Genomic DNA, 14,324 nt, shown 5'->3' with positions numbered 1-14,324 from the left:
AGGCAGCTGCAAAGCTGGCCTCCTTGTCTATATTCGTTTACGGAAAAAAACGATATAATCGTTTTGTACGAACCGTGCGCAAGTGGAATGCTTTATCCTGATTGAATAACACTGATTGTAGAAAGAGGAATGTATACAACGTGAACGGAACCGAAGAAAGACCCATCGTAAGACCCTTTACCAAGTTATTCAATTTTCGCGATATCGGCGGGCTGGCGACCGCCGACGGTCGCCGGATGAAAGCGGGCGTTTTGTTCCGCTCCGACGATTTATCCCGTCTGACGCTGCAGGACCTAGACAAGCTGAATCAATACGGGTTGAAGCTGATTTGTGACTTGCGCACGCCCGACGAACGACAGAAGAAGCCGGATCGGCTTCCTCCGACCGAAGGGCTGCGAACCGTTCATATCCCGATTTATCCGTTTAAAGAGGGGGAGAAGCTCAATCAAGCGAAGCTGATCGGCATGCTCCTCCGCAAAAGCGCCAAATCCGAATTTGACGCGTTCAACCGGGCTTTCTATCAGAGCATTGCGCATCAAAGCACGACTCAAATTCAGGAAGTGATCTCGCTGTTGAGCGAGCGTTCGAACATGCCCGCATTGATTCATTGTACGGCCGGCCGGGACCGGACGGGCTACTTGAGCGCTTTGATCCAGCTGCTGGTCGGGGTGCCGATGTCTACGGTGCTGGACGAGTATGAATTGACGAACGCGTATTTTCAACCGAGGGTCCGCCCCTTTATCCGGTTCATGCGCTGGGTTACCTTGTTCCAAATCCCACCCGAGCGTTTCGAGGATTTGTTAGTTGTAAAGCGGGAATATTTGGTACGTGTCCTCGAGGAGGTCGTTCAAACCCACGGATCGATGGACCGTTACGTCGCGGATGTGTGCGGCATCGATCCGAGCTGCGTTCAGCGGTTAAAGCAATTGCTGCTTGAAGAAGAGGCGGCGCGATCGGTTGTATAAGGCAGAGATGAAAGAGCTTCGCCCGGATGGGCGAAGCTCTTTCACTGCGCACTGAAGCGCAAACCGTATCTGAATCTGTTAGCTTGATATATATTTAATAACACATATAATTTACGTCGTTAAGTATTTCTCTGTTAAGATGGAGAGCAGCTGAATGCCGACCTCGTTTTGCCCGCCTTCGGGGATGATGATGTCGGCATATTTTTTGGATGGCTCGATGAACGCTTCGTGCATCGGCTTGACCGTGTGTAAATATTGATCGTGGATCGATTGGATAGACCGCCCGCGCTCGTGAATATCACGCAGCACGCGGCGCAGAATGCGAACGTCCGGGTCCGTGTCGACAAACACCTTGATGTCGAGAATGCCGCGGAGTTTTTCGTCGGACAATACGTGCAGCCCTTCGATAATGACAATTTTATTCGGCATCAACTCGACCGTCTCCGTTGTCGAACGGCTGTGCATGGAGAAGTTGTAGACGGGCGCCTGGACCGGCGTACGGTGCTGCTTCAACGTCCGGAGATGCTCCAGAAGCAGTTCGTTATCGAAGGCGAGCGGATGATCGTAGTTGATCGATTCTCTTTCATGATAGGGCAAGTGCGAATGGTCTTTATAATAGTTGTCCTGTGAAATAAACGTAACTTTATCCATCCCGAGACGGTCGATAACCGATCGGGCGACAGTCGTCTTCCCGGAGCCCGTGCCTCCGGCGATACCGATAATCAACATGGTGATCCTTGTCCTCCTGCAGCATACAGTTTCGATTGTAGTATTGTAGCATAAGCGGGGTAGGAAAACGAGTTTGTTCGACAACATGTACACGCTCGCCGGGATTGATCTTGCTTCCTGTGAAAAACCGCGGTTATACTAGTTCATACGAGGAATTCAGTTCAGATGGGAGTGCTTGAACGTGCGCGTGTTGGTTGTCGAGGATGACGCCCATTTATTGGATGCGATCGTGGCTGTGCTGGAGGACGAGCACTACCAGGTCGATTATGCGGAGCACGGTCATGAAGGATATGCGCTCGCAGAGCAAGGATATTACGACCTGCTGGTACTGGATATCATGCTGCCGGGCATGGACGGTCTCAGCATGATCCAATCGCTGCGAAAGCACGGAATACGTACCCCCTGCCTGTTTCTCACGGCGCGGGATTCGATAGAAGCGAGAGTGAAGGGACTTGATGCCGGGGCCGACGATTATTTGGTGAAGCCGTTTGCGATCGATGAGCTGCTGGCGCGGCTGCGCGCGCTCCATCGGCGCAAGAAAGGCCCGGCGGAAGAAACGCCCCTGACTTATGGCGGCCTCGTTCTGTCGCCGGACGATTGCGAAGCAACCTGCAACGGCACTCTGATCAAGCTGACGAGCAAAGAGTACGAGCTGCTTGCCTACTTGATTCAGCATAAGGAGCAGATCGTTAAGCGCGATCAAATCTTCAACCGGGTGTGGGGACTCGATTCGAATGCGAACGAAACCGCCGTCGACTTGTATGTGCACTACCTTCGCAAGAAGCTGAACGCTTGCGGCTGCGAGTCGTATATTCGTACGGTGCGAAGCGTCGGATATATGCTGAAGGCGGAGGGGGCGCATGTTTAACAAGACAAGGTATCGGTTGGTCCTGTTATTTTCCCTTGTTTTTTTTCTGCTGTTCAATGGCCTGGGCGCGGTTCTCTACTATTCGACCGAGAAGCGGTTATATGCACAGACGGATCGGGCCATGAAGAACGAAATGAACGGCTTCACGTTCATCAGCAACCGTCAACCGGGCAGAAATTTCCCTTTTCGCCCCCCTCAATTAATGACATTCGTCCAATGGGATGCGCATGGCAACGTACAGTTCCAGGCGCCGCGCGACGGCGTGGAAGAACCGCTGCTCGAAACGTTGAAGCAAGCCGGCGTAGAAGGAGCCTTCGTCAATATCACCGTCCAGGATTCCGAATATCGGGTGTTGACGAAAACGGTTCCGAACGGAAGGCTGCAGATCGCATACAACCTGGAGCCGGAGCGGAACGTGCTGCACAATCTGCTGTTTCTGATCGGAACGGGCAGCCTTGTCAGCCTGTTGATCGCCGTCATGACGGGGTTGTTTCTGGCAAGCCGCGCGCTTGTGCCGATTCAGAAGGCTTGGGAGCAGCAGCAGCAGTTCGTCTCGGACGCCTCACACGAGCTGCGTACGCCGTTATCCGTGCTGCAGCTTCACTTGGAGCGTCTATTCCGGCATCCGGAGCGAACGGTCGAACAGGAAAGCGCGAAAATCGCCGTGATGATCGATGAAACAAAGCGCATGAGCAAGATGGTCGGAGACTTGCTGACGCTCGCCCGTTCCGATTCACACCAGTTCCAGCTTCAATATACCAAGGTGGAGCTGGCCGGCATGATTGTTAAGGTCGCGAACGAGTTCGAGGACTTGTGCCGACTGAAAGGCATCCGCTTGCGAACGTATACGCCCGAGGCTTTGTCCATGACGGGAGATCCGGATTATTTGCATCAGTTGCTGGTCATTGTTCTGGATAATGCGTTGAAATATACACACGAAGGCTCGATAAGCATCCGGACGGAGACGGACGGCAGCTACGTCACCATCGAAATTGCGGATACGGGTATCGGCATCAAGAAGGAAGATTTGCCACATGTGTTCGATCGTTTCTACAGAGCGGATAAGGCGCGCAGGCGGTCGGACGGCGGAGTAGGTCTCGGCTTATCGATTGCGAAGTGGATTGTGGAAGCCCATCACGGCTCCATCCGTGCGGAAAGCAATGAGGGTCAAGGCACGGTCATTCAAATGCGGTTTCCCTGCGAATGGAATCCGAAGCTGCTGAAGAAGAGACGCCGGATTTTTCAATCCTGAAAAATCCGGGGTCTTTTTTTTGCATTTTTTTCAGGCTAAACTAAGCTATTCTTAAGCTTTTCAAATTTTATTTTAATAATCTTCTGATTTAATAATCACAGGGAAACGAATTTGAGAAGTTTTATCGGGAGGTACATCGCCAGTGAACAAGAAGAAAACCCTAATCATTGTAGTGGCTGCACTGCTCGTCGCAGGGGGAGGGACAGCGGTTTATTTCACCCAAGGCGCCAAAACGACGAAGCCCGGAGCGACAGCCGGGCAACAAACCGTCAAAGTAACCAGGGGCAATCTTCAGGCTACGATTACCGGCACCTCTCAGCTGGCCGCGGAGCAATTGCAGATGATCACTCCGCCCAAGGAAGGGATGATCAAAACGATCAACCTGGCGCGGAATCAAACCGTTAAGCAAGGAGACCTGCTGCTGGAGCTCACCGATACGAATCTGGTCGAGAAATTGGACAGCGCCAAGATTACTTTGAATCAATACCAGACGGATTTGCAGGATCTTCAAGAGCAGCTGCGGGCGCTGAAGACGACGGCGCCGACGAGCGGAAAGCTGATTTTGGCCGCCAATATCAGCGAAGGCGCCGGCGTTTCCAAAACGACGAAAATCGCGACGATAGCGGATACCGGAACGTTAACGGTCACGCTGCCGTTCATCCAGGAGGAAGCGGCGCAGGCTCGGGCCGGCGATAAGGTGGAATTAACGATCGATGGATTTCTGCTGACCAAGTCGGGCACGATCGAATCGATTTCGACCGGGAACAAGGCGGATTCGAAAGGAAACCGGATCAGCGATGTGAAGATTCGAGTGGATAACGACGGGACGTTGGATGCGGATCTTAACGTTCAAGGCTCTATGTCCGTGAATGGATTGAAGGTCGAGTCGACGGCCGCAGGCAAGCTTCAATACAAAACGACCACGACCGTATTCGCAGGCGTTACGGGGACGATCGGCAAGCTGGAGATTACGGAAAACCGCAGCGTACGCGCCGGGGAGTTGATTGCCACGATCGTGAACGACAGCTTGTCCAAAGATATAGCGACGAAACAACAGCAAATCGAGCAGCAAACGAAGACGATTCAGGATTTGGAGGATCAGCTCGCGAATTTGAAAGTATACGCGCCGTTCGACGGCGTGTTCTCTACGGATTTTGCAGATACCAAAACGAATGTGCTCGCTTCTTACCGCGTCGGATCGACCATTAAAAGCGATGTTAAATTGGGCGCGGTCGCAAGCCTGAACACCTTGCAGCTGGCGATTAGCGTGGATGAGTTGGATCTGCCTTCCGTCAAGGTCGGGCAGCAGGCGAAGGTGCGTGTCGATGCCATTCCGGGCAAAACGTTCGATGCGGAAGTGACGCAAGTATCGACCGTCGGCACGACTACCAACGGCGTCAGTACATACAGCGTCATTCTGAGTATGAAGAGCAGTCCGGAGCTTAAATACGGCATGACCGCGAGTGCGGACATTATTATCACCGACAAGAAAGACGTGCTCCTGCTGCCGACGCAAGCGGTTCAAGTGAGAAATGGGCGGCATACAGTCTCGATTCAGAAAGCGGACGGCACTCTAGAGCGGAAGGAAGTCAAGGTAGGCGCGAACGACAGCAGCCATGTCGAGATTACCGAAGGCTTGGCCGAAGGCGATCAAGTCGTGCTAGCCGGATCGACCAGAGCGAACAATTTAACCCCGCAGCAAATCGAGCAAATGCGCAACCAATTCCAACAAGGCGCTTCACAATTCGGAGGCTCCGGAGGAAACCAGGGCGGCTTCCAGGGCGGAGGTTTTCCAGGCGGAGGCGGAGGCGGCTTTGGCGGCGGTGGAGGCGGCAACAACAGATAATGCCGGAGAGAGAGGCGAAGCGGTTATGAGCTTGATTGTATTGAAGGATATCGTCAAACAATTCAAACGGGGAACGGAGGATTTGACCATACTGAAGAGCGTTTCCCTCTCCGTCGAACAGGGGGAGTTTATCGCCATCGTAGGTCCCAGCGGCTCCGGCAAATCAACCTTGATGAATACGATCGGGCTGCTTGACGTCCCGACATCCGGCTCCTACGTGTTGGACGGCGTCGTGACGGAGAAGCTGAAGGACGATCAATTGGCGGAAGTGAGGAACAAAAAGATCGGCTTTATTTTCCAGCAATTTAATTTGCTGCCGAGATTAACCGCCATTGAAAATGTCGAACTGCCGATGATATATGCCGGTTTTTCCAAGAAAGAGAGAAGAGAGCGCGGCATGCACATGCTGGAAACGCTCGGAATGGGCCAGCGTTCGCATCACCGGCCGAGCGAATTGTCGGGCGGACAGCAGCAGCGGGTAGCGATCGCGCGGGCGCTCGCAATCGGGCCGGCCATTCTGCTTGCCGATGAGCCGACCGGCGCGCTGGACTCGACCACCGGCCAGGAAGTGCTGGAGCTGATGATCGAGCTGAACCATGCGGGCAACACGATCATTCTGATTACGCACGATCTTCATATCGCAGAGAATGCCAAACGCGTTGTAACGATCCGGGACGGGCACATTGTCAGCGATCAACGCAATGCTGCGCCCACTCACCGGGCGGTAGCGGAGGTATTGCGATGAGAGTATCGGAACTCATCTCCATGGCGCTCAAAACGGTAACGGCCAGCTGGATGCGAACGCTGCTTACGATGCTGGGCGTTATTATCGGCGTAGCGTCGGTCGTTACGCTAGTCTCCATCGGACGCGGAACTACGGCTGCCATCGAAAAACAATATGAAAATCTCGGAACGAATCTCATCACCGTAAACATTATGGGTCAGGGACGCGCGAACAGCCTGAACTACGACGAAGTGATGCAGTTCGAGCAATTCAAGGAATTCAATTACTTGGCTCCTACCGTCACTTCCTCGGGCGTGAACATCAAGTATGACCGCACGCAGGAGTCCTATAATGTCATCGGGACGAACGACCGCTACTTCTCGATTACGAAATTAAATTTGGCTGCCGGTCGATTGCTCTCGGAATCGGACCAAAGCTTCCGGACCAATGTCGCCGTACTCGGCAGTACGGTTGCAACGGAACTGTTCGAATCGGCGAACCCGATTGGCAAAAAAATTAATATTAAAGGGTACGAGTTTACGGTCATCGGCACGTTAAAGACGAAAGGGACTACGATGGGAACCTCGGTGGACGAATCGATCGTTATCCCGCTGTCAACGGCACAAAGACAGCTGGGCCTTGGCAACATCCGGACGACCTATATCGAAGCGGCCGACAAGGAACAGATGGCGGCGGCACAGAAGACTTTCTCGAATTATTTGACGACCAAGTATAAGAGCGCGAACGGTTTCCGCGTACTGAACCAGGATTCGCTGGTCGAGGCGCGAACGGCTGCGACCAGTTCGTTGACGAGCCAGCTTGTCAGCGTCGCCTGCATTTCCCTGCTGGTCGGCGGGATCGGGATCATGAATATCATGCTCGTAACGGTTACGGAACGAACGAGAGAGATCGGGATCCGGAAATCGATCGGCGCCAAGCGCAAAAACATTCTGATGCAATTTCTGGTCGAAGCCGTCGTCATTAGCGGATTGGGCGGTTTGATCGGGCTGGTTCTGGGGATCGGCATTTCGCTGGCCTGGCCCTACATCAACAAGAATCAAATGACCGTCATTTCATGGGACATCAGCATTTATGCCTTTTTATTTTCCGTTGCAGTTGGCATCCTGTTCGGCATTTATCCGGCGAATAAAGCATCCAAGCTGCGTCCGATCGACGCCTTGCGTACGGATTGACTCCCATTTTTTGGCAAAAGCTCTAAGGAGGCTACAACATTGAATAAAGAACAAAAATTCAATCGACCGCACCGCGTGAAATATCCGCTGATCGCCTGGGCGCTGATCGTGGCTTGCCTGCTGTTATATACCTTGAATCCGGGTGTATCGTTTGCAGGCAAAGAGGGCGTATTTATTAACAACTCGGTCTATTTCACATTGGAAGAAGTCTCGTTAGCGAAGGGAACGGACAGTCAAACGATCCAGTTCCGGGTTCAGTTGAACAACGCCGGCGGTTCCGCGGTTGACTTTAACAACTATGGCGTCCAGGTGACGACAACGGACGGAAAAAGCTATTATGCGCAGCTGAGCGAAAAGGCGGACGCCCTCGTTGCACCTAACTCCGAACGTTCGTTCTCCTTCATTTCCAAGCTGCCCTCGGCCTTAACCGTAGATCAGCTAAAGGTAAGCTTCTTTGACCGCAGTCGGAATCATATGGAGCTGGGCGCGCTTTCCGTTGAAAAAGCGATGTCGGTTCAGCAGAACGATCATCAGTTTGTATTTAATCTTGCGAGCGCAGATTCCACCGTGACCGGCAATACGTTTGTTTCCGTACAAATCGACAAGGCCTTCGCCTATCCGGTAGACGGCAAATGGAACATCACGCTGGACTCGCGAGTGAAAGTATCGGGCGCAAACAGCTGGGATCCGGTCAATATGAATTATGTGCTGCAAGACGGGCAGAGAACGTTCGCTTTGACGGCGAGTAAAGTGGATGAAAGCAAGCTGGACGGATCATCGATCACTCATTTGCTGCTTCATGCTTCGTTGGATGCCGAGCCCGAGCTCGGGAAGGTGAACCTCGGATTGAACAACAAATCGACGGGCAAATCAATCGGAGAAATCGGACTTCAATCCTTGTTCCAATTGGTGCAATTGGGGGAGAAGGCCGCATTTAACGGTCAGGGAAAAGAAGGCTTGTCGGTTGAAGTGACGAAGGCGGAGGAAGTGAGGCAGTCCGGCAAAAGACTGGCGCTGCTTACAGCGGTCGTTCACAACGGCAGCAGCCGTTCGATAGCCAACCCTGATTTGATAGGGCTGCTCGTCTCGAAAGATCAGCAACATTCCGTAACGATGGAAACCATCGTCGGCACCGAGAAATATACGGCTGCCGGCAAGGCGACAACGTATCAGTTTGCGGTAGAGTTGCCTGACGAGCTTGTTTCGAAGGCTTACGAATTTTATTTGTCCGAGAAATCGTCGCAGACGAGCGCAGCCGCCGCTGCGAATACGAACGCAGCCGGCAGCGGACAAGCGGCGGCATCCGGGAACAATTCGGCCGTTACAGGCGCCATTGGCGTTCCGGTCGCGGCTGTGAACCTGGACAACGGTCTTGCTTCGAGCTCTGAGGGAATAACGTCCGGCGCGTACACCTTCGGCACGCCGTTCGTCTTCGAAGCGGACAATAAGACGATCGATTCCGATTTGGAGATGTCTTTAGTTGAAATTAATGCCCACACGAACACGGAGAGCGGCTACCAGTCGGTGATCGCGAAATATAAATTCGTGATCAAAGGGCAGGAGACGCTGGATTTGCCTGAATTTGCGACGGAATTGCAGGATTCGTCCGGCAAATCTTATCCGGGCGTCAAGCAAACGACGACGCTAACCCAGCTGATTCCCGGTTCGGCCTATGTATACAGCTATTCTTATATGCTGCCGCCTGGCGTTACAGGCACATTCAAGCTGAACATCCTGGAAAATACGGCGAGCGCGCTGAAACTTCCGATCTCGTCGGCTCAAGTGGCCGTACGTTCTTCGGATGAGGATAAACCGGAATTGTTCGGAACGAAGCTCGCGATGTATCCATACGAAGTGAATATCAAGCAGTGGGATTTAAGCGGCAATTACAGTAACAGCACCTGGTCGTATAAACTTATCCTTGATTTAAGCATCAAGAAAGAGGCGCAGGTGATCCTTGACGACGCCATGGCGGCGCTCGAATTCGAATTGGCGGATCAGACCGGCCGCAGCCTCGGCAGTACGACCTACTCGCTGCAGGGCGCGAATAAGCTGATCGACGGGCTGCAGACCGTTACGCTGGCGAGCGTAAACAACAACCAGTTCAACTATCCGCTCAGTATCCGCATCTATGAAACGGTTCAGACGCCAAACGGTGCGGCCAAGCGATTGTTAACAACCCTGAAACAATAACCATCGACCGGCGGAACGGCAAGAGCTTGTTCCTGCGGGGGGAAGCACTCCGGAAGGCAAGGAGGATTGAAGCGGCGGGGAGCCGGAGGATGCGTGTAGCGCATCGCTGTAAGATGTGGTATGCTCGTTCTAATGCCTTAGGCATTGGTATGATGAGCTGCTGCAGCATCCATACGATTCCCGCCGCTCGCCGGCCCAAGGAGGAAGGCCCTTTGAACGAGAACTTTATTCGAATCAAAGCGCTGGAAGGCGAACTTAAATTATCCCACAAGAAGCGTGATTTCGGGTTGACGGTCTCAACAAAAGAACTGATCTATCAGAAGCCGCACGCCAATTACCATATCCGCTTGGAAGACATTATCAGCATTACCCCGTTCGAACTGCCCGTCGGCACCAAGCCGATGCGGATCAAGCGGGAAAGCTCCAGCGTAAGCGAGACGGTCAACATGCAGACGGGCATGCAGCATTACCGTATTCATGTCAAGGATGCCGTTGTGCATAACCGAAGCGGAATGTTCAGCCTTGGCACGGCACAGTTCATCCTTCCGGTCTTGAACGATTTGCTGCTGGCGATCTCCAAATATGGCGGGCTCGACGCCGTGACTTGAATGAAGTAAGGACCGACTGAAGAGTTTATCTTCGGTCGGTCCTCTTTTTGCAAGTAACAAACGCCTGTTCAGTGCGGCGCGTCGGTCGTTTCATTGGATAGCTTAAGCTTCTCCAGCAGCTTGAAGAACAGGCTGAGCAGGATGGCGAGCACCGTTGCAAGCGCCATGCCTTTCAAGCTGAAGCTGCCGATGGTCACGGTCGCGCCGCTAAGTCCGACGACGAGCACGATGCTGGTCAGGATCAGATTGGATGTCTTCGAATAGTCGACCTTCGTTTCCACCAGCATCCGGATGCCGGAAGCGGCAATGACACCGAACAGGAGCAGCGATACGCCGCCCATGACAGGCGAAGGGATCGTGCTGATGAAGGCGGCCAGCTTACCGAAGAAAGACAGCACAATCGCGATGACGGCGGCGCCGCCGATGACCCAGACGGAATAGACGCGTGTTATCGCCATGACGCCGATATTTTCACCGTACGTCGTATTCGGGGTGGAGCCGACAAAACCCGAAATAACCGTCGAAATGCCGTTTCCAAGCAGAGAGCGGTCCAGTCCCGGATCTTTCGACAAATTGCGGCCGACGATATTTCCCGTTACGATCAAGTGTCCGATATGCTCGGCGATGACGACGAGCGCCGCCGGCGCGATGATCGTGATGGCGGACAGCTCGAACTGCGGCGCGTAGAACGTCGGCACCGTGAAGGTCCGGGCGGCGATGACCGGGTCCAGATTAACGAAGCCGAGCCCGTAAGCAAGGGCATAACCGCACACAATCGCGATAAGGATCGGAATGATTTTGAAGAAGCCGCGGAAAAGCACGTTCCCGACGATCGTAATCAGCAGCGTGACGGTCGAGATCAGCACGGCATCCGGGTCTATACGCCAATCGGCGCCGGCAGCCGCCGGCTTGATGTACCCGGCCATTTCCGCGGCGACGGGCACAAGCTCAAGCCCGATGACGGCGACGATCGCGCCCATGGCCGCCGGCGGGAAAACCACATCGAGCCAACCGGTGCCTACGGCGCGAATAAGAAGCGCGACGAGGATAAAAATAAGACCTGATACGATAAATCCTCCGAGCGCGGCTTGATACGGCATGCCGGAACTTAAGACGGCGAAGACGGGGGACAGGAATGCAAAGCTGGAGCCGAGGTAAGCCGGTATTTTCCCTTTGCACAGCAGCAAGTAAAGCAGCGTGCCGATACCGTTCATCAATAGAATAGTTGCCGGATCGATCTTGAACAACACCGGCACGAGTACGGTGGCGCCGAACATAGCGAACAGATGCTGCAGGCTAAGCGGCAAACTTTGAAGCAGCGGCGGGCGCTCGCCCACCTTCACTTCGCGAATACGAGACAAAATGACGCACCCCTTTGACGAGTAGAATTAATTTAGGCCTGTATGTATCGTCGGCTAATATCATAATCAAATTCCCTTGAAAATACCATTGTTTTTTCTAAATTTTCATCTTTACAATTCGAAGCGTATAATGAAAATTGGCAATTCGATATCGCTCTATCTACGAAGGAGGCATTTCACGATGAACTCGTTTACTTTTCATAACCCGACAAAAATCTTGTTCGGGGCAGGCATGGCCGACCAGCTGGGCCAGCAAGTAGCCGAACTGGGCAGCCAAACCGTGCTGCTGGTTTACGGCGGCGGCAGCATTAAACGAACCGGGCTGTATGACCGGGTGATTAAGCAGCTTCACCAGATCGGCGCGCGAATCGTCGAGCTGCCCGGCGTTGAACCGAACCCGCGGGTATCGACCGTGCGCCGCGGCATCAAGCTGTGCCGCGACGAAGTGGTCGATTTGGTACTCGCGGTCGGCGGCGGCAGTGTGATCGACGCAGCCAAGGCTGTAGCGGTCGGTGTTCCTTACGAAGGGGACGTGTGGGACTTTCTGCTTCGCAAAGCAAAGATTGAAGCGGCGCTTCCCATCGCAACCGTGCTGACGTTATCGGCCACGGGCTCGGAAATGAACGGCGGCGCCGTCATTACCGATTGGGAGCAAAATTTGAAGAAATCGTTCAGCAGCCCGTACGCTTTTCCGAAGTTCTCCATTCTGGATCCGACGTTGACGTACACGGTGCCCGCGAATCAGACGGTGAACGGCATTGTGGACATGATGTCGCACGTGATGGAGCAATACTTCAGCCAGACGACGGATACGCCGCTGCAGGAACGGCTGTGCGAATCGATTCTGCAGACCGTCATTGAGAACGGAGAGAAGGCGCTTCAGGAGCCGGCGCATCCGGAAGCGCGCGCGAACCTGATGCTGTGCGGCACCTACGCGCTGAACGGCGGGATGATCAGCGTCGGCATGCAGGGCGATTGGGCGACGCACGCCATGGAGCATGAAGTTAGCGCGATCTACGATATCGCCCACGCGGAAGGGCTATCGATTATTTTCCCGAACTGGATGAAATACGTATACCGGGATCGGATCGATCGCTTCGTCCAGTTTGCCGTCCGTGTATGGGGCATTGAACCCGAAGGCAAATCGGACGAGGAAATCGCGCTTGCCGGCATTCAGGCGACCCGTGAATATTTTACGCGCATCGGCGCGCCGTCCCGGTTGAGCGACTTGAACATCGGAGAGGAAAGCTTGCCGCGCATGGCGGAGGAGGCTGTACGCTTCGGTCCGATCGGCTATTTCCGGAAGCTGGGCGCGGATGATGTGCTGGCGATATTGCGCATGAGCTTGTAAATGACAGGTACCGGCCATGAACAATAACCAGCGTTCGCATCGTCTTAACCATGCGATATTCATTCTCGTAACGATTTTATATTGGTGTTCGCTTTACGTGTACGTCCCGATTTTGTCGCCGTACTTGGAGCATTTGGGCGCTTCTTATACGATGATGGGGGTCGTGCTTGGCAGTTACGGGCTGATGCAAATCATTCTGCGGCTTCCGCTTGGCATCGCGTCGGATCGGTTGAAACGCCGCAAGCCGTATGTGGTTCTCGGCATGCTGACCGTCACGTTAAGCTGCCTCTGCTTTGCGATGGGCGAACAGCTCGGTTGGGCGCTTGCCGGGCGGATCATGGCCGGTATATCCGCATCGACATGGGTTGCCTTTACGGTCATGTACGCCAGCCTGTACCGGAAAGAGGAGGCGACGCGTGCGATGGGCATGATCAGCCTGCTCACCGCCGCCGGACAGTTGATCGGCATGAGCGTCAGCGGGTTGCTGGTGGAAACCGGCGGTTGGGCGGCCACGTTCTGGGCCGGGACCATCATTGGGCTGGTCGGATTTGCGCTGGCGTTTGCCTTGAAGGAGCCGAAGGGCGAGATGCATCGGGCGCCGATGCGGTATGAGGATTTGTTCGCGGTCATGAAAGACCGGCTGCTGCTGAAAGTGTCGACGCTTTCGATCTTGGCGCACGGCGTCCTCTTTATTACGATGTTCGGGTTTACGCCTTCGTACGCACTTAGTATGGGAGCCGATCAATTCGACTTGACCCTGCTCGTGTTGGCCTTCATGATCCCGCACGCCTTGACGGCCTACTACTCGGGCCGGCTGCTCGCGCCCCGGTTCGGCGCATGGCCGGTTGTGATGACCGGCTTCGTTGTCAGCGCGATATGCTCGGCCGGAACCACGCTCGTACCGGGTTTCGGACTGCTCGTCGCCACGCAAGCGATCAACGGCTGCGTGCAGGGGCTGCATCTGCCGCTGCTGCTCGCTCTGTCGATCGAACATATCCCGGATGAGAAACGAGCGACTGCCATGGGCTTCTATCAGGCGGTCTATGCGATCGGCATGTTCGCAGGCCCTTTTCTGGCAGGAGGCTTGAACGAATGGGGAGGCTTGAAGAGCGGATTTTATTTGGCCGGGGCTCTTGGGCTGACCGCCGCCGTATTGACCCGCGTATGGTTTATGGCGAAGAGCAAACGCTCGGCCGTCCGGCATGTTCGGGAGGAAAGCATGTAACAGCAGCGC

The 14,324-nt window shown here is 54.2% G+C and carries 12 protein-coding genes; 10 read left to right on the top strand and 2 right to left on the bottom strand.

Translation table 11 applies throughout. The annotated features are described in order from the left end of the window. The first annotated feature begins 140 nt into the window (after positions 1-140). Positions 141-965 carry a tyrosine-protein phosphatase gene (locus JMF85_RS17920; RefSeq protein ID WP_054795432.1) on the top strand — a complete coding sequence of 275 codons (825 nt, stop codon included), beginning with the start codon at positions 141-143 and terminating at the stop codon, positions 963-965. Between the two features lie 111 nt (positions 966-1,076). Here JMF85_RS17920 and udk read toward each other — a convergent pair whose 3' ends face one another. Further along, positions 1,077-1,694 carry a uridine kinase gene (gene udk / locus JMF85_RS17915; RefSeq protein WP_141334787.1) on the bottom strand — a complete coding sequence of 206 codons (618 nt, stop codon included), beginning with the start codon at positions 1,692-1,694 and terminating at the stop codon, positions 1,077-1,079. A 181-nt stretch (positions 1,695-1,875) separates the two neighbouring features. On the opposite strand from udk, the gene JMF85_RS17910 reads away from it, so the two are divergent. The 7 genes from JMF85_RS17910 to JMF85_RS17880 all read left to right on the top strand — a co-directional run bounded on the left by JMF85_RS17910 (position 1,876) and on the right by JMF85_RS17880 (position 10,378). After that, positions 1,876-2,562, top strand: a complete 687-nt coding sequence (locus tag JMF85_RS17910) for a response regulator transcription factor (protein ID WP_201318664.1) — start codon at positions 1,876-1,878, stop codon at positions 2,560-2,562. Then, the gene (locus tag JMF85_RS17905) at positions 2,555-3,814 is read left to right on the top strand and encodes a sensor histidine kinase (protein ID WP_054798934.1); all 1,260 of its coding nucleotides are present in this window, start codon (positions 2,555-2,557) and stop codon (positions 3,812-3,814) included. Before JMF85_RS17910 ends, JMF85_RS17905 begins: the two co-directional genes overlap by 8 nt. A gap of 142 nt (positions 3,815-3,956) precedes the next feature. Then, positions 3,957-5,660, top strand: a complete 1,704-nt coding sequence (locus JMF85_RS17900; protein ID WP_141334783.1) for an efflux RND transporter periplasmic adaptor subunit — start codon at positions 3,957-3,959, stop codon at positions 5,658-5,660. 25 nt (positions 5,661-5,685) lie between these two features. Beyond that, positions 5,686-6,405, top strand: coding sequence for an ABC transporter ATP-binding protein (locus tag JMF85_RS17895; protein ID WP_127606042.1), 720 nt, complete (start codon positions 5,686-5,688; stop codon positions 6,403-6,405). Further along, entirely contained in the window at positions 6,402-7,577 is a 1,176-nt protein-coding gene (locus JMF85_RS17890) for an ABC transporter permease (RefSeq protein ID WP_201318663.1), read from the top strand. Before JMF85_RS17895 ends, JMF85_RS17890 begins: the two co-directional genes overlap by 4 nt. Positions 7,578-7,616: 39 nt before the next feature. Then, a complete protein-coding gene (locus tag JMF85_RS17885; RefSeq protein WP_201318662.1) occupies positions 7,617-9,770 on the top strand; it encodes a hypothetical protein in 2,154 nt (717 codons plus the stop codon). Positions 9,771-9,982: 212 nt separating this feature from the next. Beyond that, complete coding sequence (locus JMF85_RS17880; RefSeq protein ID WP_054795436.1) at positions 9,983-10,378, top strand: hypothetical protein; 396 nt, start codon at positions 9,983-9,985, stop codon at positions 10,376-10,378. A gap of 68 nt (positions 10,379-10,446) precedes the next feature. On the opposite strand, the gene uraA is transcribed toward JMF85_RS17880, so the two are convergent. Further along, on the bottom strand, positions 10,447-11,739 hold the full coding sequence (gene uraA, locus JMF85_RS17875) for a uracil permease (protein WP_141334779.1): 1,293 nt from the start codon (positions 11,737-11,739) through the stop codon (positions 10,447-10,449). A 181-nt stretch (positions 11,740-11,920) separates the two neighbouring features. Here uraA and JMF85_RS17870 point away from each other — a divergent pair, with 181 nt between their 5' ends. Together JMF85_RS17870 and JMF85_RS17865 are read left to right on the top strand one after the other, a co-directional pair. Continuing rightward, the gene (locus JMF85_RS17870; RefSeq protein ID WP_201318661.1) at positions 11,921-13,090 is read left to right on the top strand and encodes an iron-containing alcohol dehydrogenase; all 1,170 of its coding nucleotides are present in this window, start codon (positions 11,921-11,923) and stop codon (positions 13,088-13,090) included. A gap of 16 nt (positions 13,091-13,106) precedes the next feature. Next, positions 13,107-14,315 carry an MFS transporter gene (locus tag JMF85_RS17865; protein ID WP_155613999.1) on the top strand — a complete coding sequence of 403 codons (1,209 nt, stop codon included), beginning with the start codon at positions 13,107-13,109 and terminating at the stop codon, positions 14,313-14,315. Positions 14,316-14,324: the final 9 nt, after the last annotated feature.

Source organism: Paenibacillus sp. EPM92 (assembly GCF_016586185.1).
GTDB lineage: Bacteria > Bacillota > Bacilli > Paenibacillales > NBRC-103111 > Paenibacillus_G > Paenibacillus_G validus.
This window is presented reverse-complemented; position numbering and strand designations above follow the sequence as displayed.

Bases quoted from the DNA above. Each gene is read 5' to 3' on its own strand.
- JMF85_RS17895 (WP_127606042.1), top strand. From the start codon at position 5,686: ATGAGCTTGATTGTATTGAAGGATATCGTCAAACAATTCAAACGGGGA.
- JMF85_RS17865 (WP_155613999.1), top strand. From the start codon at position 13,107: ATGAACAATAACCAGCGTTCGCATCGTCTTAACCATGCGATATTCATT.
- udk (WP_141334787.1), bottom strand. From the start codon at position 1,694: ATGTTGATTATCGGTATCGCCGGAGGCACGGGCTCCGGGAAGACGACT.
- JMF85_RS17905 (WP_054798934.1), top strand. From the start codon at position 2,555: ATGTTTAACAAGACAAGGTATCGGTTGGTCCTGTTATTTTCCCTTGTT.
- JMF85_RS17890 (WP_201318663.1), top strand. From the start codon at position 6,402: ATGAGAGTATCGGAACTCATCTCCATGGCGCTCAAAACGGTAACGGCC.
- JMF85_RS17870 (WP_201318661.1), top strand. From the start codon at position 11,921: ATGAACTCGTTTACTTTTCATAACCCGACAAAAATCTTGTTCGGGGCA.